Annotated in this window: 17 protein-coding genes; 8 read left to right on the forward strand and 9 right to left on the reverse strand. The window is 63.7% G+C overall.

Features of this window, described 5'->3' with window-relative positions; all coding sequences use genetic code 11:
* Positions 1–24: 24 nt before the first annotated feature.
* Positions 25–975: an AAA family ATPase gene (locus C2U37_RS19395; RefSeq protein ID WP_039039116.1), complete on the reverse strand. Its 951-nt coding sequence runs from the start codon at positions 973–975 to the stop codon at positions 25–27.
* Positions 976–1,158: 183 nt separating this feature from the next.
* Between C2U37_RS19395 and fadI the strand changes: the two genes are divergently transcribed.
* From fadI to C2U37_RS19420, 5 genes are all read left to right on the forward strand, one after another.
* Positions 1,159–2,469: an acetyl-CoA C-acyltransferase FadI gene (fadI, locus tag C2U37_RS19400; protein WP_010674668.1), complete on the forward strand. Its 1,311-nt coding sequence runs from the start codon at positions 1,159–1,161 to the stop codon at positions 2,467–2,469.
* Entirely contained in the window at positions 2,469–4,616 is a 2,148-nt protein-coding gene (fadJ, locus tag C2U37_RS19405) for a fatty acid oxidation complex subunit alpha FadJ (protein WP_104453283.1), read from the forward strand. Before fadI ends, fadJ begins: the two co-directional genes overlap by 1 nt.
* Positions 4,617–4,878: 262 nt before the next feature.
* Positions 4,879–5,019, forward strand: a complete 141-nt coding sequence (locus tag C2U37_RS19410; protein ID WP_005325161.1) for a TIGR02808 family protein — start codon at positions 4,879–4,881, stop codon at positions 5,017–5,019.
* A gap of 188 nt (positions 5,020–5,207) precedes the next feature.
* Entirely contained in the window at positions 5,208–5,765 is a 558-nt protein-coding gene (locus C2U37_RS19415; RefSeq protein WP_104452904.1) for a YaeQ family protein, read from the forward strand.
* Between the two features lie 11 nt (positions 5,766–5,776).
* A complete protein-coding gene (locus tag C2U37_RS19420) occupies positions 5,777–6,661 on the forward strand; it encodes an AEC family transporter (protein WP_069784732.1) in 885 nt (294 codons plus the stop codon).
* A gap of 212 nt (positions 6,662–6,873) precedes the next feature.
* On the opposite strand, the gene C2U37_RS19425 is transcribed toward C2U37_RS19420, so the two are convergent.
* The 5 genes from C2U37_RS19425 to C2U37_RS19450 form a co-directional block, all read right to left on the reverse strand.
* Entirely contained in the window at positions 6,874–7,854 is a 981-nt protein-coding gene (locus C2U37_RS19425; protein ID WP_026141915.1) for an IS5-like element IS5 family transposase, read from the reverse strand.
* 258 nt (positions 7,855–8,112) lie between these two features.
* The gene (locus C2U37_RS19435; protein ID WP_104452905.1) at positions 8,113–9,342 is read right to left on the reverse strand and encodes an MFS transporter; all 1,230 of its coding nucleotides are present in this window, start codon (positions 9,340–9,342) and stop codon (positions 8,113–8,115) included.
* A gap of 55 nt (positions 9,343–9,397) precedes the next feature.
* Complete coding sequence (locus C2U37_RS19440) at positions 9,398–10,168, reverse strand: ABC transporter ATP-binding protein (RefSeq protein ID WP_104452906.1); 771 nt, start codon at positions 10,166–10,168, stop codon at positions 9,398–9,400.
* Positions 10,161–11,213, reverse strand: coding sequence for a FecCD family ABC transporter permease (locus C2U37_RS19445; RefSeq protein WP_010674675.1), 1,053 nt, complete (start codon positions 11,211–11,213; stop codon positions 10,161–10,163). The genes C2U37_RS19440 and C2U37_RS19445 overlap by 8 nt, the downstream gene beginning before the upstream one ends.
* A gap of 101 nt (positions 11,214–11,314) precedes the next feature.
* A complete protein-coding gene (locus C2U37_RS19450) occupies positions 11,315–12,436 on the reverse strand; it encodes an ABC transporter substrate-binding protein (RefSeq protein ID WP_104452907.1) in 1,122 nt (373 codons plus the stop codon).
* 596 nt (positions 12,437–13,032) lie between these two features.
* Between C2U37_RS19450 and C2U37_RS19455 the strand changes: the two genes are divergently transcribed.
* A complete protein-coding gene (locus C2U37_RS19455; protein ID WP_104452908.1) occupies positions 13,033–16,251 on the forward strand; it encodes an ExeM/NucH family extracellular endonuclease in 3,219 nt (1,072 codons plus the stop codon).
* 157 nt (positions 16,252–16,408) lie between these two features.
* Here the strand turns inward: C2U37_RS19455 and C2U37_RS19460 are convergent, their stop codons facing one another.
* Positions 16,409–16,948 carry a glycine zipper 2TM domain-containing protein gene (locus C2U37_RS19460; protein ID WP_010674678.1) on the reverse strand — a complete coding sequence of 180 codons (540 nt, stop codon included), beginning with the start codon at positions 16,946–16,948 and terminating at the stop codon, positions 16,409–16,411.
* Between the two features lie 323 nt (positions 16,949–17,271).
* Here C2U37_RS19460 and C2U37_RS19465 point away from each other — a divergent pair, with 323 nt between their 5' ends.
* Both C2U37_RS19465 and C2U37_RS19475 read left to right on the forward strand, forming a co-directional pair.
* Entirely contained in the window at positions 17,272–18,894 is a 1,623-nt protein-coding gene (locus tag C2U37_RS19465; protein WP_104452909.1) for an acyl-CoA synthetase, read from the forward strand.
* Positions 18,895–19,091: 197 nt separating this feature from the next.
* Positions 19,092–19,412 (forward strand): hypothetical protein, encoded by a 321-nt coding sequence (locus C2U37_RS19475; protein ID WP_104452910.1) that lies wholly within the window; start codon positions 19,092–19,094, stop codon positions 19,410–19,412.
* Between the two features lie 92 nt (positions 19,413–19,504).
* On the opposite strand, the gene hisIE is transcribed toward C2U37_RS19475, so the two are convergent.
* Both hisIE and hisF read right to left on the reverse strand, forming a co-directional pair.
* Positions 19,505–20,140, reverse strand: a complete 636-nt coding sequence (gene hisIE / locus C2U37_RS19480) for a bifunctional phosphoribosyl-AMP cyclohydrolase/phosphoribosyl-ATP diphosphatase HisIE (protein ID WP_029314506.1) — start codon at positions 20,138–20,140, stop codon at positions 19,505–19,507.
* Entirely contained in the window at positions 20,133–20,906 is a 774-nt protein-coding gene (gene hisF / locus C2U37_RS19485) for an imidazole glycerol phosphate synthase subunit HisF (protein WP_042881382.1), read from the reverse strand. Before hisF ends, hisIE begins: the two co-directional genes overlap by 8 nt.
* Positions 20,907–21,079 lie beyond the last annotated feature (173 nt).

The raw sequence follows: 21,079 nt of genomic DNA on the forward strand, positions 1-21,079 counted from the left end.
ATAGGGCTGCCTGCGGGGGCCGGCTCAGGGGCATGGAATGGCATCCAGCAGCAGGGTGATGAGCGCCTCGCTATCGAGGTTGTCCGCCAGCGCCTGATAACTCGGGATGAGGCGGTGGCGCAGCACGGCTGGCGCCAGCTGTTGGATGTCTTCGGGCAGCACGAAGTCGCGCCCGGCGAGCCAGGCCCGGGCCCGTGCGGCTCTTGCGAGGCCGATGCTGGCTCTGGGGCTGGCTCCCACCGCGACCAGGGGGTCTAGCTCGGGGCACAGGCCGCTGCCGGGGCGGGTGGCGCACACCAGTTGCACCAGATAGTGCTCGAGGCGCCCCTGCATCTGTACCCCTTGAACGGCGGTGCGGGCTTCCAGCAAGTCGGACTGGCTCAGGGTGACTGGCGGCGTCGGCAGGGCGTCGCCACGGGCGTTGAGTTGAAGGATGGCCAGCTCCATGGCGGGGCTGGGGTAATCCACCAGCAGCTTGAGCAAGAAGCGATCGAGCTGGGCCTCCGGCAGGGGATAGGTCCCTTCCTGCTCGATGGGGTTCTGGGTAGCGGCGACCATGAAGAGGGAGGGCAGGCGCCAGCTCTTCTTGCCCACGGTGATCTGGTGCTCGGCCATGGCCTCCAGCAGGGCGGATTGCACCTTGGCCGGCGCCCTGTTGATCTCGTCCGCCAGCACCAGGTGATTGAACAGGGGGCCGGGTTGAAACACGAAGCTCGCATCCTGGGGATGGAAAACCTCGCTGCCGGTGAGATCGGCAGGGAGCAGATCCGGGGTGAACTGGATACGGGCAAAGCGCCCCTCCACGGCGCCGGCCAGCGCCTTGACCGCCCGGGTCTTGGCAAGACCGGGGGCCCCCTCGATCAGCACATGTCCTTCACATAACAGGGCGATCAGCAGCCCCTCGATGAGGGGGCCCTGTCCCAGGATCTGGCTGCCCAGATAGTCTCCAAGTGCTCTGAACTCGGCCGCTGCCATGAGATAAACCCGTTGTTTTTATGGAAGTTGATCTTTTTATACCCCAGTTGGCTCACAAGGGCGAGGGAGGGTGGCAAGATGGGGACAATTTAGTTTCAATCAGCCGTATGAAAGTTGTGATTGGATTGTTAAGATGTGGCGCAATGAGGTCAGACCTCTGCCTTTTTAACCCAAGGAGCCAGGATGAAACAGCCATTGAAACTGACGACTCGCCAGGGCGAACGGATAGCCGTCGTGGCGGGTCTGCGCACCCCCTTTGCCAAGCAGGCCACCGCTTTTCACGGCGTGCCTGCGGTGGATCTGGGCAAACTGGTGGTGAGCGAGATGCTCGCCCGCACCGATCTCGACCCCAAGCTCATCGACCAGCTGGTGTTCGGCCAGGTGGTGCAGATGCCGGAAGCGCCAAACATCGCCCGGGAGATCGTGCTTGGCACTGGCATGAGCGTCAGCACCGATGCCTATAGCGTGTCGCGCGCCTGCGCCACCAGTTTCCAGGCGGTGGCCAATGTCACCGAATCCATCATGGCCGGCACGGTGGACATCGCCATCGCCGGCGGTGCCGACTCCTCTTCCGTGCTGCCCATCGGGGTCAGCAAGTCTCTGGCCCGCGCCCTGGTGGATCTCAACAAGGCGCGCAACCTCCAGCAGCGTTTCAATATTCTGCGCCGTCTGCGCCTGAAGGACCTGCTGCCGGTGCCCCCGGCCGTGGCCGAGTACTCCACCGGTCTCTCCATGGGGCAGACCGCCGAGCAGATGGCCAAGACCCACCAGATCAGCCGCGAGGCGCAAGATGCGCTGGCCCACCGCTCCCACACCCTGGCGGCCGAAGCCTGGGCCCAGGGCAAATTGAGTGGCGAGGTGTTCACCGCCCACGTGCCCCCCTACAAGTCGCCGCTGGAGCGGGACAACAACATCCGTGAAAGCTCGGATCTGGCGAGTTACGCCAAGCTCAAACCGGTCTTTGACCGGGCCCACGGTTCGGTGACGGCCGCCAACGCCACTCCGCTCACCGACGGCGCCGCCGCCGTGCTGATGATGCGTGAAGGGCGTGCCCGCGAGCTGGGTCTGGAGCCGCTGGGTTACATCCGCAGCTTCGCGTTTTCCGCCATCGATGTCTGGCAGGACATGCTGATGGGCCCCTCCTATGCCACGCCGCTGGCGCTGGACCGTGCCGGCATCACCCTTGGGGATCTCACCCTCATCGACATGCACGAAGCCTTTGCCGCCCAGACGCTCGCCAACCTCAAGATGTTTGCAAGCGCCGAATTTGCCCGCGACAAGCTGGGCCGGGATCAAGCCATCGGCGAGGTGGACATGGAGAAGTTCAACGTGCTCGGCGGCTCTTTGGCCTTTGGTCACCCCTTTGCCGCCACCGGGGCGCGCATGATCACCCAGACCCTTCATGAACTGCGGCGCCGGGGTGGGGGATTGGGGCTCAACACCGCCTGTGCGGCGGGTGGGCTGGGTGTGGCCATGGTGCTGGAGGTGGAATGATGAGTGCCAAGACTTTTTCTCTGGATATTCGCAAAGACGGCATCGGCATCCTCACCATGGATGTGCCCGGTGAGAGCATGAACACCCTGAAGGCCTCCTTTGCGGACGAGATCCGCACTCTGCTGGCCGAGGTAAAGGGGAACGGGGATCTGATCGGCCTGGTGATCGTCTCCGGCAAGAAGGACTCCTTCGTTGCCGGGGCCGACATCGCCATGCTGGCGGCCTGCACCAGCGCCCAGGATGCCGAAGCGCTGTCCCGGGCCGGACAGGAGGTGTTCGCCGAGATCGAAGCCCTGGGGATCCCGGTGATCGCCGCCATTCACGGTCCCTGCCTTGGCGGCGGGCTGGAGCTGGCGCTTGCCTGTCATGGCCGGGTGGTGACCGATCACGGTAAAACCGTGCTGGGCCTGCCGGAAGTGCAGCTCGGCCTGCTGCCGGGCTCCGGCGGCACCCAGCGCCTGCCGCGCCTCATCGGGGTGGCCAAGGCACTGGATCTGATGCTGACCGGCAAGCAGGTGCGGGCCAAACAGGCCAGGAAGCTCGGGCTGGTGGATGACATGGTGCCCCCGTCCATTTTGCTGGAGGCCGCCATCAAGCTTGCCAAGAAGGGCAAGCCGCGCCACCACCTGAAACGGGATCTGCAGGGCAAGGTGCTGGAGACCAACAAATTTGGTCGCAAGGTGCTGTTCGATCAGGCCCGCAAGGGGGTCAAGGCCAAGACCCGGGGCAACTACCCGGCGCCGGAGCGCATCATCGAGGTGGTGCGCATCGGCGTGGAGGAGGGGATGCAGGCTGGCCTGCTGGCCGAGGCCCGCCACTTCGGCGAGCTGGTGATGACGCCGGAATCCGCCGCCCTGCGCTCCCTCTTCTTCGCCACCACGGAGATGAAAAAAGAGGTGAGCTATCAGGGGGCCGAGCCGCGCAAGGTGGGTCATGCCGCCGTGCTGGGGGGCGGCCTGATGGGAGGGGGTATTGCCTTCGTCACCGCCACCAAGGCGGGGGTACCGGTGCGGATCAAGGATGTGGCGAGCGCCGGCATCGGCAATGCCATGCGTTACAGCTACGACCTCCTCGCGAGGAAGGTCAAGCGTCGCCAACTGCTGCGCAGCGAGCTGGAAAAACAGATGAGCCTGCTCACCGGCACCCTGGACTATTCCGGCTTCCACCGGGTGGACATGGTGGTGGAAGCGGTGTTCGAGGAGATCAACCTCAAGCACCAGATGGTGCAGGACGTGGAGCGCGAGTGCGGCGAGCACACCGTGTTTGCCTCCAACACCTCCTCCCTGCCCATCCACCAGATCGCCTCGGCGGCGACGCATCCGGAGCGGGTGGTAGGGCTGCACTACTTCAGCCCGGTGGACAAGATGCCGCTCGCCGAGATCATTCCCCACGCGGGTACCAGCGCCGAGACGGTGGCCACCACCCTGGCCTTCGCCCGGGCCCAGGGCAAGACCCCCATCGTGGTGAAGGACGAGGCGGGCTTCTACGTCAACCGCATCCTGGCGCCCTACATGAACGAGGCGGCGCGCCTGGTGCTGGAAGGGGAGCCGGTGGAGGTACTGGACGGCGCTCTGCTCGACTTCGGTTTCCCGGTCGGCCCCATCACCCTGCTGGACGAGGTGGGGATCGACGTGGGGGCCAAGATCTCCCCCATCCTCGAAAAAGAGCTGGGTGGCGAGCAGTTCCAGGCGCCCAAGGCCTTTGACAAGCTGCTGGAAGACGATCGCAAGGGGCGCAAGAACGGCAAGGGCTTCTACCTCTATGGCAAGGCGGCTCCGCGCAACAAGCTCACCGGCAAGGAGGGCAAGAAGACGGTGGACGCGAGCGTCTACGACGTGCTGGGCGTCAAGCCCCAGGCCAAGCTGGCCAGGCAGGAGATCGCCGAGCGCTGCGTGCTGCTGATGCTCAACGAAGCTGCCATGGCCCTGGATGGCGGCGTGGTGGCCTCGGCCCGGGATGGCGACATCGGCGCCATCTTCGGTATCGGCTTCCCCCCCTTCCTGGGCGGTCCGTTCCGCTACATGGACAGCCTCGGCATCGACTATCTGGTGGGGCGTCTTGAGCACCATCAGAAGCGCTTTGGCGACCGCTTCGCCCCCTGTGCGCGGCTGAAAGCGATGGCGGCGGAGCAGCAGACCTTCTACTGATGGCTCTCGACGGCATACATCGAGCGAGGCGACCCCAAGGTCGCCTCGCTTTTTGTTGGGCATACCTTTCCGGTTTGGGGCGGGGGCGCGAAGAAAAACGGGGCGGGGAGGGGGAAAACCTTGATCTGGCGCAAACTGGTGCCCCATTTATTACTTTGGTGGCATAGGACTCAGGCGCGGGTTGAGGTCAAATAGTCTCATCAGGAACGGGGGCGACCCCGTCACGAAAGGGACACCCATTTCACTGGATGAAGGACACACTATGAGTCTGCTCGAACAAACCATCTGGAACATATTGGGATACGGGGCCATGCCCTTTATCTTTCTGAGTGGCTTCGTGGCCGTGGCAGTCACCTGCTGCCTGCTGCTCAATGCCTTCGGGGTCAAGTCCGCCGAGAAGTGAGTCACTCTCGTTCATGCCGCCAAATGCCAGTCCTCGGACTGGCATTTGTTTTTTGTGTCTTCTGAAGCACTTGCCCGACCCTGATGGGGTAAACGGAGAGCAAGACGGTCGAACCCGGCGGCCATTTTGATTACACTGACGCCCGGCATGTCCGCCCCTTTCTCTTTTATCAGGTGTTCACGACTTCTATGGCGCTCAAGGCAACCATCTTCAAGGCCCAGATCAGCTTGTCTGACATGGATCGCAATCTCTATCAGGACTTCTCCCTCACCCTGGCCCGTCACCCCTCCGAGACCGACGAGCGCATGATGATCCGCCTCGCGGCCTTCGCCTGGCATGCCGCCGAGCGGCTGGAGTTCACCAAGGGGCTCTCAGCCGACGACGAGCCTGAGCTCTGGTGCAAGAACTACTCCGACGAGATTGAACTCTGGATTGAGCTGGGTCAGCCGGACGAGCGCCGTCTCAAGAAGGCATGCAACCGCTCTCGCCAGGTGGTGCTCTACCTCTATGGCGATCGTGGCACCAGCGTCTGGTGGAAGCAGAACCAGGGCAAGCTCGGTCTGCACGACAACCTGAGCGTCATCGAACTCTCCGACAGCCAGACCCTGCCCCTGGCGGCCATGGTGGAGCGCACCATGCAGCTCACCTGTACCATCTCCGACGGCCAGCTCTGGGTCAGCAACGGCAGCCAGGAGGTGACGCTGGACCCCGTGGTGCTGATGGGACGCCCGGCCCGCGAACTGTAAACGGGATACCCATGTTCAGCGCCCTGCTCAATATCGTCATTCCCGTGTTTGCGGTGGTGGGCCTTGGCGCTCTCTATGGGCGGCTGCGGCCGGGCGGGGCCCTGGGTTATGTCAACCGGGCCAATATCGAGCTCTTTACCCCGGCGCTGGTCTTCTCGGCCCTGGTGAAATACCCCCTGGATCTCGCGGCGCACCTGCCCCTTGTGGGGGCCGGTGCCCTGGTCATCCTGCTGCCCGGCTTGCTGCTCTCCCTGCTCAAACTCAAGGAGATAGAGCGAGCCGCGCTGATCTTGCCCGCCATGTTTCGCAACACCGGCAACCTCGGCATTCCGCTGATGGTGCTCGCCTTTGGCGAGCAGCAGCTCGGCGCCATCGTCATCCTCTTTGTGCTCTCCAACCTGCTCCACTTCTCGGTGGGCATGTTTATCCTCTCCGCCAGCAGCTCCCGCTGGCTCTGGCTGAGAAGCCCCGTGCTCTGGGCCGCCTTCGCCGGGCTGCTGGTGGCCAACCTGCATATCCCGCTGCCGGAATACCTGGTGACCAGCGCCACCCTGCTCGGCCAGATAGCGGTGCCCCTGATGCTGTTTGCCTTAGGCATCCGGCTGATGGAAGGGGAGCTGGATCATCTGGGGCTGGCCATCAAGTGCAACCTGCTCTACCTGCTGGCGGGGGGCCTCTCTCTGGGGCTCGCCGTCTGGCTGCTGCCCCTCGAACCTGACTGGATACCACTCCTGATGCTGTCGGTGGCGCTGCCCCCGGCGGTGCTCAACTACATGCTGTGCGAGCAGTACCAGTGCCAGCCCGACAAGGTGGCCAGCATCGTGCTCGGCGGCAATGCGCTCTCTGTGGTGGTGATCCCCCTTGCGGTGTGGTTGGCGCTGCATCTGGGGGGATAAGGAATTAGGGATATCAGGGGGACCGATTTCCTGAGTGACAAACCCATTGAGGTTGAGTCGGAGCAAAGGAAGGTGCGAATAAGCGGGGAAATTCTTCTCGGCTGACTCAGTCATTTCATTTTTTCAGTTTGAGCCGATCTTTTCTCCCGTAAATGCCTTGAATCAGCCTATTTAGACCGTTTCTTCGCCATTTAAGGCGTTATTCCCAGTTTTTAGTGAGATCTCTCCCACTGACGTATCATTTGGTCCGCCCGAAACAGGTTGGCCAGCGTGAATAACATCGCCAGTTGGTTATCGTTTTTCAGCAACCCCTTGTATCTGGCTTTCACGAAGCCGAACTGTCGCTTGATGATGCGAAACGGGTGCTCCACCTTGGCCCGGATGCTGGCTTTCATGTATTCGATGTTGATGGCCGTTTTGTTCTTGCGTGGATGCTGTTTCAAGGTTCTTACCTTGCCGGGGCGCTCGGCGATCAGCCAGTCCACATCCACCTCGGCCAGCTCCTCGCGCTGTGGCGCCCCTTGGTAGCCGGCATCGGCTGAGACAAATTGCTCCTCTCCATGCAGCAGATTACCCAGCTGATTGAGGTCATGCTCGTTGGCCGCGGTGGTGACTAGGCTGTGGGTCAGGCCACTCTTGGCATCGACACCAATGTGGGCCTTCATGCCAAAGTGCCACTGATTGCCTTTCTTGGTCTGATGCATCTGCGGATCGCGTTGCTGCTCTTTGTTCTTGGTCGAGCTGGGTGCCTCAATGATGGTGGCATCGACCAAGGTGCCTTGAGTCATCATGACGCCTGCTTCGGCCAGCCAGCGATTGATGGTCTTGAACAATTGGCGGGCCAGTTGATGCTGCTCCAGCAGGTGGCGGAAATTCATGATGGTGGTGCGGTCCGGCAAGGCGCTATCCAGGGATAACCGGGCAAACAGACGCATGGAGGCGATTTCGTACAGAGCATCTTCCATCGCGCCATCGCTCAGGTTGTACCAATGCTGCATGCAGTGAATGCGTAGCATGGTTTCCAGCGGATAAGGTCGCCGGCCATTACCAGCCTTGGGATAAAACGGCTCGATGACTTCCACCATGTTTTGCCATGGCAGAATCTGCTCCATGCGGGACAAGAAAATCTCTTTTCTGGTCTGACGGCGCTTACTGCTGAATTCACTGTCGGCGAAGGTGAGCTGATGACTCATGATGAACCCTTTTTCATGGCTCCAGATGACAAACATGATCTCATATCAGGGACTTGTTCGCACCTTCCCTAAAACTGACGACCAAGGCAATCAGACGTTAGGAGCTAGCCGAACTGGCGGGGCTGGTGATGGACATATATCTGGCAAAACTGCCGCCGGAACTAGATATATATCCCCGTTTCTGGAGGGATGATGTAGTAGGTTGAAATGAGGGAGATATGACAGAAGTTAGAAACAGGGCGGCCTTGGCCGCCCTGTTTATTGATGGGGAGCAGGCTGAACCTGGCCATCCTTGCGCAGTTGGGTATAGAGACCAAACCCGGCCAGCAGGCCGGCGAGGGCCAGCAGCCACCAGATGGCGGTGGCGGGGCGGCTGCCCGCATCCCCCAGCATAAAGCCGATGAGCAGGTTGCCAAAGAGCGCCATGCAGCCCCCGGCGCTGGCATAGAAGCCGTAGTAGCTGCCGAGCTGGTCGGGGGGAGCGTAGCGGGGCAGCTGGGCGGCGAAGAGCGGGAAGCAGAGGATGGAGCCCAGGGAAAGCAGGGCCACCTGCGTCAACACGCCTGCCGTCGGCCAGGGTGCCAGCAGGGGCAGGGCGAGATAGCTCAAGCCCATCATGCCTATCCCCAGTCCCATGGCGAGCGGTACTCCCAGGCGGCGCTCCACCAGGCGGGAGGCCGGGAGCTGGAGCACGACACCGATCACCGCCGAGAGGGTGAAGACGCCGCCGAGCAGGTGGGTGGCGTCCGGCAGGCTCTGGATATGGGCGGGGAGGGCGAGATAGAGCTGGTGGAACAGGATCTGGTAGCTGCCCGCCAGCAGGGTGAACCCCATAAAGGGGCGCTGGCGCACTATCTCCCCCCATTGGCGCAAGATGGCGCCACGGGGGCTCTGGTTGCTCACCGGGCGTTTGGGCAGCACGCGGTATTGCAGCACTCCGAGCAGAGCGAAGAGGCTCGCCGCCAGGACCCCCGTCAGGGTATAGCTCTGCTGGGTCAAGGTGAGGCCGACCAGGGGGCCGAGCAGCATGCCCGCCTCGCTGGCCAGATTGTGCAGGGCGAAGGCGCGCTGACGCTGGCTCGGGTTGTGGCATTCGCTGGCAAGGTAGGCCTGGGCGCAGGGGGTGAACAGGGCCCCCGCAAAGCCGGTGAGGGTGGCGGCCAGCAGCAGTATGGGCAGGGACTCGGCCCAGCCCAGCAGCACGAAGCCCAAGGATCGTACCAGGCAGCCCCAGACGATGGCGGGATGGTAGCCGATGCGATCCCCAAGGGTGCCGCCCAGCAGGAAGAGCCCCTGCTGGCTGAAGACCCGCATCCCCATGACGAGGCCACAGGCCCAGCCGGCCAGGCCCAGGCCGCTGCCCATGTGCTGGGCGAGGAAGGGCATCATCATGTAGAAGCCGAGGTTGAAGGCGAGCCCATTGGTGATGAGCAGGCGGGCGGCCGGGCTCATGCCCTGCCAGTCCCGCCAGTAGGAGGCGCCGTTCATGGTCGCCTCCCGCCAGTGCGTGGGGAGGTGGTCGCCGGGGTGGCGCAGCACTGTGTCATGATGTCTTTCGCAGGGTTCTGAGGAAGGGGATGCCGTGCTGATCGTGGCTTATCTCCACCGGCACCTGGTAGAGGCGCTCGATGAGGGCCGCGTCGAGCACCCGGGCGGGGGGGCCGAAGGCCTGCAGATCTCCCCCTGCCAGCACGATCAGCTGATCGGCAAACTGGGCGGCCAGGTTGAGATCGTGCAGCACCACCAGGGTGATCCACTGTTGCTCCAGGGTCTGCTGGCACAGGTGCTCCATCAGTTGCATCTGGTGGTGCAGGTCCAGGGCGCTGACCGGCTCGTCCAGCATCATGATGCGGGGGTCGCGCAGCAGCACCTGGGCGAAGAGCACCATCTGCCGCTGGCCGCCGCTCAGGGAGTAGAGGGGGCGATCCGCCAGATGGGCGATGCCGAGCGCCTGCAGGGCGCGGCCGGCCGCCAGTATGTCCTCGTCCGCGAGGCGCATGGAGAGGCTGTCGAGACGCCCCAGCACCACCACTTCGATGACGCTGAGGTCCAGCTCCAGCTGGATGTTCTGGGGCATGTAGCCAAACTGCTGGCGCCACCTGGCCTGCGTCATCTGGCTAGCACTCTGGTCCCCGAGGCGAATGTCGCCACTGTCCGGGGTCAGTTCACCAAAGAGGGTGCGCATCAAGGAGGTCTTGCCGGTCCCGTTCGGGCCGATGATCACATGGACCTGACCCGGATGCAGAGTGAGGCTGAGATCCCGCAGCAAGGTCTGCTGGCCGAGGGAGAGGGAGAGTCGGGATATTTCAAGCACGTTTACGCCCCCTGCCGAGGATCAACCAGATGAAGAAGGGCACGCCAATGAGCGCGGTGACGATGCCGATGGGGAACAGGGCCCCCGGAATGATGGACTTGGAGAGCACCGAGGCCGCCGAGAGCATGCAGGCGCCGCACAGGGCGGAGAGGGGGATCAAAAAGCGCTGATCTTCCCCCACCAGCATGCGGGCGATATGGGGGGCCACCAGGCCGACGAAGCCGATCACGCCGACGAAGCTGGTGGCGGTGGCGGTGAGCAAGGCGACCAGCACCAGGGTCTTCATGCGCAGCCTGTCGACGTTGACCCCGAGGCTGCGGGCGCGGGCTTCCCCGAGGCGCAGGCTGGTAAGGGCCCAGGCGTCACGGTAGATGAGCAGGGTGCAGATCAGGGTGACGACGGCGGTGATGATCAGGGAGTCCCAGGTGGTGCGCATCAGGCTGCCAAACAGCCAGAACAGGATCTGCTGGTTGAGCTCGGGAGAGGAGAGGAACTGCAGCAGGGAGAGCAGGGACTGGAACAGGAACAGCAGGGCGATGCCCGCCAGGATCAGGGTCTGGCTGCTGACATGGCGCATCATGGCCAGACCAAACAGCAGGCAGGCGGCAAACATGCACACAATGAAGGCGCCGGCCGGGATGGCCACCAGGGGAGGAAGCCCGAGGCCGCCGGTGTAGAGGGCCAGCGCCGCGCCCAGGCCCGCCGCTGCCGCGAGCCCGAGGGTATAGGGACTGGCGAGGGGGTTGTCCAGCAGGGTCTGCATCTGCACGCCGCCAAGGCCGAGAGAGGCCCCGACCACCAGGGCCATGAGGGCGATGGGCAGGCGCATGTCGTGGACGATGGTGCGGGTCATGGGATCGGCCTGGGCGGGGGAAACCAGGGCATCGATCACGTCGTGCAGGGCCAGCAGGGAGGGGCCGGTGGCGATATCGAGCACCAGGGTAATGCACAGGACCAGGGCGAGCAGCAGGAGCCAGTGCCAGCGACGGCGCTCCCGTTGCCGCTGCCGGGCGAGGGTCTGCTGCAGGGCAGCCAAATCATTCATGATGTCAATCCTGAAACGGGCGCCGCAAGAGGCGCCCACACAATCCAAGAGGGTTGCTGAAGAGGGCGTGGCCGAGGTGGGCCGCACCCGAATTGCCGGGGTTAGCTTGCGTCATCCTGCTTGATGCCCAGCATGAAGGTGCCCTGGGGACGGATGGGCAGATAGTGCTGGTAGAACGCCTGATAGGTGGCCAGGGGATCGAGATCCTGGAAGAGGTCCGGATAGAGGGCCTTGGCCATGAACTCGATGAGGGCGGCATCCATGATGCTGCGGGTGGCGCCGTGATAGACCGCGTAGAGGCGACCCTCCTTCACCGCAGGCAGCTCGCTCCAGCCCGGGCGGGCAGCAAAGCCTTGCAGACGCTGGCGCACGGTCTCTGCCGACACATCCTGGCCGACCTGCATGGCGACAGCACTGCTCACGCTCTCGTAGCCCGCCATCAGGATCACCTCGGGCTTGCTCGCTAGCAGTTGCTCCGGGTGGATGGGACCCCAGCGATCGACGAAGGGGGCGGCCACGTTGTCGCCACCGGCCAGCAGGGCCATGGCGCCCCACATGTCCTTGCCATAGGTGTAGCTGTACTCGGCCGGACCCTTGTCACCCAGCTCGATGTAGACCCGGGGCGGCGTGCGCTTCGCGGCGGCGATGCGGGAGGTGATGGTGTCAATCTTGGCCTTGTACTCGTCGGCCATCTTCCGGGCGCGGGCCTCCTGGCCGGTCAGCTTGCCAAGCAGCAAGGTGCTCGCCATGTGCTGTGTCAGGGTCTGGGCGTTGTAGTCGATGACCACCACCGGGATCCCCGCCTGCTCAAGGCGTGGCAGGTCCGCGGCCAGGGCTTCATATTGCCACTTCGCCAGGATCACCAGGTCGGGCTTGACCGCCAGGGTCTTCTCGATGGAGAAGCTCTGATCCTGCACGTTGCCAAGGTCGGGGACCTTGGCCAGTTGTGGCTGGCTGGCCACGTAGAGCGACCAGATGGCGGGACGGGACTTCATGAACCAGCCCAGGGACATGCCCACCAGGCGTTCGGCCCCGCCTTCACCGGCCACCGCCAGGTAATCCTCGGGATAGAAACCGAGCACGATACGGTTTGCCGGAAGGCTGAGGGAGACCTTGCGGCCCATCACATCTTCCACTTCAACGGAGGGGGCGGCCTGCGCCATCCAGCTCACCAGGACGAGCTGGCCGAGCAGCAGCAACTTTGCCAGGGGGTGACGAAACATCTTGTAGCACCTCGAGAATAGAGACGGTCAAAAAAGAAAGTGAGAACTATTGCCATTCGCGAGCGCAAAAGCAACAAACGTTTGTGTCATCCCCTCTCTTGTTATTTCTGTCATTACTGGAATCGGTTCCACAAGAGCACCAGGAGAGAGTCTTATCCCCCGGTTTTCTGCCTTCTCGGGCCACGCAGGGGGTGGCGCCCGGTATGGCACCCATGGATTTGTCCATGATCCAGTGTCTGTGAGTGGGGTTGCTCACGAAATGGTAGCGGGCAGAGGCCCGCCGTAGTGCTCCCCGGTCTGCCCCGGCGCCGATGTCGCTCCTTGACAGAGGCCGCCAGCAGGGGCTGGGGGGCGACAACTTCCTGCGCAGCGATGGCAGACACTGCCCATTCGGGTATTGCCCGTCACCTTGGCGCAACATTTTGTTGTCATTGTTAGCCAGCTCGCAGCAGCCCCGGCGCCGACGGGGCAGAGTGGGCGCGCAGTTTCGGCCGGGGGCTGACATGCCTCCCGTTGATGGCTGCATCCAAGGTGCTGCGGCCCGCCTTGTGCGGGGCGCCAATAACATGATCTGCAAATAAAAAAGGAAACTGACCATGTCAGGAAGACACTCTCTGGTGGCGCTGGCCGTCGGGCTGGCCCTCGCTGGACAGGCACAGGCGCAACTGCTCATCACCGAATACCTGGAAGGGTCCGGCAACAACAAGGCGGTGGAGCTGAGCAACCTCGGCTCGGACCCCGTCGATCTCTCCCAATACCGGCTGGCCCTCTACGCCAACGGCAAACCCATCACCGATGCCCCCACCAACAGCCTGGCGCTGCAAGGCACCCTCGCCCCGGGCGCCACCCTGGTGCTGGCCAACCCCTCAGCAAATGCCGAGATCCTGGCCAAGACGACCCAGACCAGCGGCAACCTGGTGTTCAACGGTGACGACGCCCTGGTGCTCTATCGCGGCAGCGAGATAATCGACAGCGTCGGCCAGGTAGGGGTGGATCCCGGCACGGCCTGGGTGTCGGGGAGCGTCTCGACCCTGGACATGACACTGCGCCGCAAGGCCACCGTCACCATGGGCCGCACTGATGCGACGTCGCCTTTTGATCCGGCGCAGGAATACGTGGCCGCCCCGAAAGATGACGCCAGTGGCCTGGGTTGCAGTGGCGATGGTCCCTGCGATGGCACCCAGCCGCCCGCCTTCGTCTGCCCGGTGGATCAGTTGGTGCCGGTGCCCGTCATTCAGGGCCCGGGCAGCAGCAGCCCCCTGGTGCCAGCCGGCAAGTTTGAATCGGAACAGGCCTATGCCACTCGCGGCGTGGTGACCCAGGTAGTGAGCGGCCTCTACAAGGGCTTCTTCATTCAGGACGAGCAGGGGGACGGGGATGCGGCTACCTCCGACGGCCTCTTCGTCTACAGCACCAAGGCCAACGCTGCCATCGTGCCGGGGGCTGAGGTGTGCGTTTCGGGCAAGGTGAAGGAGTATTTCAATCAGACCCAGATCAACGCCGACGAGCTGGTGGTGACTCGGCCCGCTGAGGCAGTGCCGGCCGCGGTGGATCTGCTGCCGGTGGCGGGCGAGAGCCTGAGCCAGCTGCTGGAGCGTCACGAGGGGATGCAGGTACGGCTGGTGCCCGGCTCCAGCCTGGTGGTGACCCGCAACTTCAGCTTCGATTACGACGGCAAGCGCAACAACCTGGTGCTCTCTTATGGCGCGCCGCTCATCAAGTCGACCCAGAAATTTGCCGCCATGAGCCAGGAGGCGAGCGACTGGGCCCTTCGCAACCAGCAGAACCAGCTGGTGGTGGAGACCGACGCCAAGGCGCCGGATGGCGTGCTGCCCTGGTTCCCCGGCTTCAACGCCGAGGACGGTTACCTGCGCATCGGCGACAAGCTCAACGGGCTGGAGGGGGCCCTTGGTTACTCCTACAACCTGTTCAGGCTGGTGGCCAGCAATCGCATCGACGCGAGCCAGATTGATCACAGCGGCTGGGATCGGGTGGAAACCCCCGAACTTGCCGAGGCGGGGGATCTGCGGGTCGCGAGCTTCAACGTGCTCAACTTCTTCACCACGGTGGTGGGCGGGGATGCCAACCCCACCGGCAGCAACCGGGGCGCCTTGACGGTGGCGGAGTTCGAGCTGCAGCGCACCAAGATAGTCAGCGCCATCACCCGCCTCAATGCCGACGTGGTGGGGCTGATGGAGATCGAGAACAACGGCTACGGTGACAACTCCGCCATCGCCAACCTGGTGGCGGCCTTGAACGCGGCCCTGCCGGACGAGGCGGATCACTACCGCTGGATTGCCTCGCCGGATGGCAAGCCCATTGGCACCGACGCCATCACGGTGGGGCTCATCTACCGACCCGCCAGCGTGAGCCCGCAAGGGGCCGCCAGCCTCATCGCGCTGCCGGTGCAGCAGGCCGAGGCGGTGGACGCCAGCGGCAAGCCGGTGACCATCAATCAGGGGATGCGCGAGTCGCTGGTGCAGCGCTTCAGCTCGCCCAAGGGGGATGCGCCCCTGACCCTGGTGGTCAACCACCTCAAGTCCAAGGGCTCCGCCTGCTTCGAGGATTACCCCGACTACGCCACTGCCGATCCGCTGGATGGCCAGGGCCACTGCAACGCGCTGCGGGTCTCTGCCGCCAAGGTGCTGGGGGAGCAGCTCAAAGATTTGACCGGGGATCTGCTGCTCATCGGCGACATGAACGCCTATGGCATGGAGGATCCCATTCGGGTGCTGACCGACTATGATCCGGCCGCCCAGGCGCGCCAGATCATGAGCGCCTCCTTCACCACCCTGGCGGGCCAGCCCTTCGAGGAGAGCGGCAGCGCCCTTGGCAAGGGGTATGGGTTTGTGAACCTCAACACCCGCTTCCACGGCACCGACACCTACTCCTACAGCTACGAAGGGGAGCTCGGCAACCTGGATCACGCCCTGGCAAACCCGAGCCTCGCAGCCAAGGTGATCGGCATCGAGGATTGGCACATCAACTCCGCCGAGAGCAACTTCTTCGAGTACGGCAGCAAGTACAGCGGCCAGCTGGCGAAATCCGAGGGCCCCTTCAGCGCCTCGGATCACGATCCGGTGCTGGTAGCCATCCAGTATCCGCTGCCGCCAGCCGGGGTATTGAGCCTCGAGAGCGCCGCTGCGAACGTGGAGGAGGGGAATACCTTGTCCCTGAGTGTCAGTCGCAGCGATGGCAGCCACGGGGAGGCGAGCGTGAGTTATCGCATCGTCTATGGCAGCGCGGACGCAAGCGACGTGGCACCCCTCACCGGTACCCTGCACTGGGTAGCTGGCCAGAGCGAGCCCCAGACCATCAGCATCCCGGTGAAAAGCGACACCCTGCACGAGGGGGACGAGACCTTTACCCTGGAGCTGTTTGACCCGAGTGGCGCGACCCTGGGGGCTCAGCACCAGACCCTGGTGACCATCAAGGACAAGCTGGCGCCGTCCACCATCTCGCTGGCTCAGGCCAGTATCACGGTGAACGAGGGGCAGTGGTTTGCCGAGATCCCCCTGGTGCGCAGCGGCGATCTGAGCAAGCCGGCCCGGGCCCGGGTGGCCCTTGACGGGGTCACGGCGCGCTGGGGGCTGGATTTCCTGCCCTGGTTCGGTCAGTCGGTGAGCTGGGCCGCGGGCGAGGGGGGCAGCAAGTCGGTCAAGGTGCTGATCATCGATGACTGGTTCGTGGAGTCCACCGAGCAGTTCAGGGTGAGCCTCGATCGGGTGGAAGGGGGCCAGCCCGGCACCCTGCAGCAGACCCGGGTCGACATTCTGGACAACGACAAGTCCTGGTGGCCCTTCGGTCGCCACTGAGGATGATTGAGCAACAAGAAAGGGGCCTGCGGGCCCCTTTCTTAGTTGGGAAGACGTTTGTTGGGAAGACCTGTTGCAGACAAATTGGGTTGCGAAGATGAAAAAGGCCCACCGTCATGGTGGGCCTTCCTCATGGCAGGGCGCTCCTAACGGAGTATCAACCCTGCGCGTTGCTCAGTACCAGCTTGCCATCCTTGACCGGAATGGTGGGGCCGGGTTGCTTCTCCATGCGTACCACCCCTTCCTGGCCGGCGAGGCGGTAGGTGACGTCATAGCCGATGGTGCGGGTGCTGCTCTCCTGCACCGTCTTGCAGCGCTGCTCCGTGGTGGTGTAGGTATCACCCGCCTGCATGTTGCCCTGCACCTGATTCCCGGCATAACCCCCTGCCACGGCACCGGCGGCGGTGGCCACCTTCTTGCCGCTGCCACCGCCAAACTGGTGGCCGACCACGCCGCCCAGGGCCGCGCCAACTACGGTACCCAGGATCTTGTGTTCGTCCTGCACCGGCTTGCGGTGGGTCAGGGTGACGTTGCGGCACTCCTGACGCGGCGTCTTGATGGTCTCGGTCACCGGCTTGCTGGCCAGCACCTCGGCAAACTGGGGCTCTGATGAAAACAGGGATCCGCTGGCGACCGCCGACAATGCCAGCGCAGAGGCCACACCGATCCCGACACCTGCCAACATGGATTTGTTCATCACTCTTCTCCTTGTACTCATACCCGTTGAGGGCTTGGGATCATTCTTGGCATTTTGCGCCGCAGGCTCAAGGCAAGGGCCACGGGATCGCGACAGGGGCTGACTGCGCAAAAAGTGACCGCGCAAAAATAGCGTCGGCGATTGGCGACAGGGAGAGCAGGGCCGAGGGCCCCTAAGACGTTTCGCTAATACCTGGGATCTGGCCCCCTTGATACCCTTTCATCCGGTTCCAGTCGGCATCCTGGCCTCGTATCAGGGCGCAATGCCGGTCGTGGTGAACCGCGAGAGCCACCCCGTTTTGTGCCCCTGTGAGGAAGGATCCGATGACAGAGCAGAACATGTACGACGCCGGCCTTGGCAAGACGCCCGCCAATTTCGAGGCGCTGACCCCCTTGAGCTTTCTGGGGCGGGCCGCCCGGGTCTATCCCGACTATCCGGCGCTGATCCACGGGCCCCTGCGCCAGAGCTGGGCCCAGACCGAACGCCGTTGCCGCCAGCTCGCCTCGGCCCTGCGCCGTCGCGGCATTGGCGAGGGGGACACCGTCTCCATCGTCGCCCCCAATGTGCCGGCCATGTTCGAGGCGCACTTCGGGGTACCCATGAGCGGCGCCGTGATCAACACCATCAACACCCGGCTCGATGCGGACGCCATGGCCTTCATCTTCCAGCACGCCCAGATCAAGGTGGTGCTGGTGGACCGGGAGTTCGGCGCCGTGGTGCGAAAGGCGCTCTCTCTCATTGATAGCCAGCCCCTGGTGATCGCCATCGACGATCCCCTCTACCGGGAAGGGGAGCTGGTCGGCGAGCTCGACTACGAGGGGTTCATCGCCCTGGGGGACGGGGACGAACCCGGCTGGCTGCCGGCGGACGAGTGGCAGGCCATTTCCCTCAACTACACCTCCGGCACCACGGGGAACCCCAAGGGGGTGGTCTATCACCATCGCGGCGCCCACCTCAATGCGGTCAACAATGCCCTCTCCTGGGAGCTACCCAAGCACCCCGTCTACCTCTGGACCCTGCCGATGTTCCACTGCAACGGCTGGTGCTTCCCCTGGACCCTGGCGGCCACCGCCGGGGTGAGCGTCTGCCTGCGCCACGTGCAGGCGGCGGCCATCTACGGGGCGCTGCGCGAACACAAGGTGAGCCATTTCTGCGCCGCCCCCATCGTGCTCAATATGCTGAACAATGCCGATCCGGCCCTCAAGCAGGGACTCGACCACCCCGTCAAGGCGATGACGGCGGGGGCAGCGCCACCCGCCACCGTGATCGCCGGCATGGAGGCCATGGGGATCGCCGTTACCCATGTCTATGGCCTCACCGAAACCTATGGCCCCTGCGTGGTGTGCGAGCCGCAAAGACACTGGCAGGGGCAGGATGCCACCACCCTCTCCCGTCTCAAGGCGCGCCAGGGGGTGGCCTCCCCCCTGCAAGGGGAGATGCGGGTCATCAACCCCGTCAGCGGCGAGCCGGTCCCCATGGATGGCAAGACCCTGGGAGAGATAGTGCTGCGGGGCAACATCGTCATGAAGGGCTACCTCAAGAACCCGGCGGCGAGCGAGGAGGCGATGGCACAGGGATGGTTTCGAAGCGGGGATCTCGCGGTCTGGCACCCGGACGGCTATGTGGAGATCAAGGACAGATCCAAGGACATCATCATCTCCGGCGGGGAGAACATTTCCAGCCTGGAGGTGGAGGACGTGCTCTATCGCCACCCCGATGTGGAAGAAGCCGCGGTGATCGCCATGCCGGACGAGACCTGGGGGGAGGTGCCCTGCGCCTTCGTCAAGCTCAAGGAGGGGCGCGAGCTCACCCAGGCCGAGCTCATCGGGTTCTGCCGCGAGCAGATGGCCCACTTCAAGGCCCCCAAGCGCATCATCTTCACCCCGCTGCCCAAGACCTCCACCGGCAAGGTGCAGAAATTCATGCTGCGCAAGCAGTTGGCGTGACGACAAAGGCGCCGTGCCGTCAGGGGGAAGGGGCGCCCCCTGGCGCGACCCTGGCCGATTACCTTGCCCTGCGCCAGTCGGACGCGTTCCCCCCTGGGCGCAGTGGCGCCGAAAAAGTCATTCAGGACTGACACAAGGCTGTCAGTAGCTCTTCGTTATGCTGGGTTCTCCAGACCATCCACAACGGAGAAAACGAGATGATCATCAACGGTGACATGCAACAGGCAGGGGGCGTCGAATTTGCCACCTTCAGGCTCAGGGAAGGGGTGACGGAGGCGGATTTGCTCGCCCTGTCACGGCGGGTCGAGTCCGAGTTTCTTGTCCAGCAATCCGGGCTCATCATGCACTGCCTGCTGCGCGGCGCCGACGGCCTCTATGCGGACGTGGTGATGGCCCCCAGCCAGTCGCTGGTGGAAGCCTATTGCCAGCAGTGGCTGCACAACGACGTGGCAGGGGAGTACCTGACCCTGCTTGACCATCACTCGGTCAACATGAGCTTCTGGACCCGTATCGGCTGAGGGCGGCGCGGGGCCTGCCATCCCCCGGCGAGGGGGCAATCATGAAATGAAACGGGCCCACAGGGCCCGTTTTGTTGAACAGAATTCAATAATTACTTGGTGTGGCGCTCATGCAGGCGCTGCACCACATCCTTCAAACCCAAGCCTTCGTTTTGCAGCAAGACTGTCAGGTGGTAGAGCAGGTCAGCGGATTCGTTGATGAGCTCTTCCCTGTCTTTCGCCATGGCGGCCAGGGCCACTTCCACCCCCTCTTCACCCACCTTCTGGGCGATGCGCTTGGTGCCTTTGCCATAGAGGCTGGCGGTGTAGCTGGTGGCGGGATCTGCCCCTTTGCGTGATGCCAGGATCTGTTCGAGCTCGGCCAGGAAGCCGAGCGGCGGCACGGGGTGGCCGTCGAAGCAGGAGGGGTTGCCCAGATGGCAGGTGGGGCCGACCGGGTCGGCGGCAATGAGCAGGGAGTCCTGATCGCAGTCGGTGGTGATGGCGACGAGCTTGAGCACATGACCCGAGCTCTCGCCCTTGGTCCACAGGCGCTGCTTGCTGCGGCTGAAGAAGGTGACCTGGCCGGTGGTCTGGGTCTTTTCCAGCGCCTCGCGGGTCATGAAGCCCTGCATCAGCACTTCGCCGCTGAGGGAATGCTGGACGATGGCGGGGATCATGCCCTCACACTTGGCCCAGTCCAGGCGCTCGGCCAGCGGCAATGCATTGTCTACTGCTTGATTATTCACGGATGGCGACTCCTTCGTTTTTCAGCCAGCGTTTCAATTCGGGAATGGGAATGAGGCCCTTGTGGAACACGGAGGCGGCCAGCGCCCCGTCCACGTCGGCCAGGGTAAAGGCATCGCGAAAGTGCTCCATGGCCCCGGCGCCGCCGGAGGCGATGAGGGGCACCTTGCACACGGCGCGCACCAGCTTGAGCTGCTCAAGGTCGTACCCCTGACGCATGCCGTCCTGGTTCATCACGTTGAGCACTATCTCTCCCGCGCCCCGGCGCTGCACTTCCTGTACCCACTCCAGGGTGGTCCAGGTGGTGGTGCGGGTGCGGCTCTCGTCGCCGGTAAACTGTTTGACCTGATATTGACCGAGGGCGGCATCGAAGTAGGAGTCGATACCCACCACCACGCACTGCACGCCGAAGCGCTCGGCGAGCCGGGTGATCAGGGTGGGATCGGCCAGGGCGGGGGAGTTGATGGAGACCTTGTCGGCACCGAATTCCAGGATCTGGCGGGCATCCTCCACGCTTTTGATGCCGCCGGCGACGCAGAAGGGGATGTCGATGACTTCCGCCACCCGGCTTACCCAGCTCTTGTCCACTACCCGTTCGTCGCTCGAGGCGGTGATGTCATAGAAGACCAGCTCATCGGCGCCCTCGGCGGCGTAGCGGCGGGCGAGGTCGACAATGCCGCCCATCACCTCGTGGTTGCGAAACTGCACGCCCTTGACCACCACGCCATCTTTGACGTCGAGACAGGGGATAATACGCTTTGACAACATGCTCATTGCTCCATGTAAAGCACGGTTAAAGAAACGTCGTTCTGCCGCCGGCGTTGGCCCGGGCGGCGGACGGGAACACGGTTGGCATGCCTTGAACGGGGGCCCATGAAGGGAGAAACGACAGGCCCGGCAGGCCGTCTCGTCGCCTCTGGGCACCCCACTATATGCATGAC

The sequence above is a fragment of the Aeromonas sp. ASNIH1 genome, assembly GCF_002934285.1.
In the GTDB taxonomy this organism is placed as follows: domain Bacteria; phylum Pseudomonadota; class Gammaproteobacteria; order Enterobacterales; family Aeromonadaceae; genus Aeromonas; species Aeromonas caviae.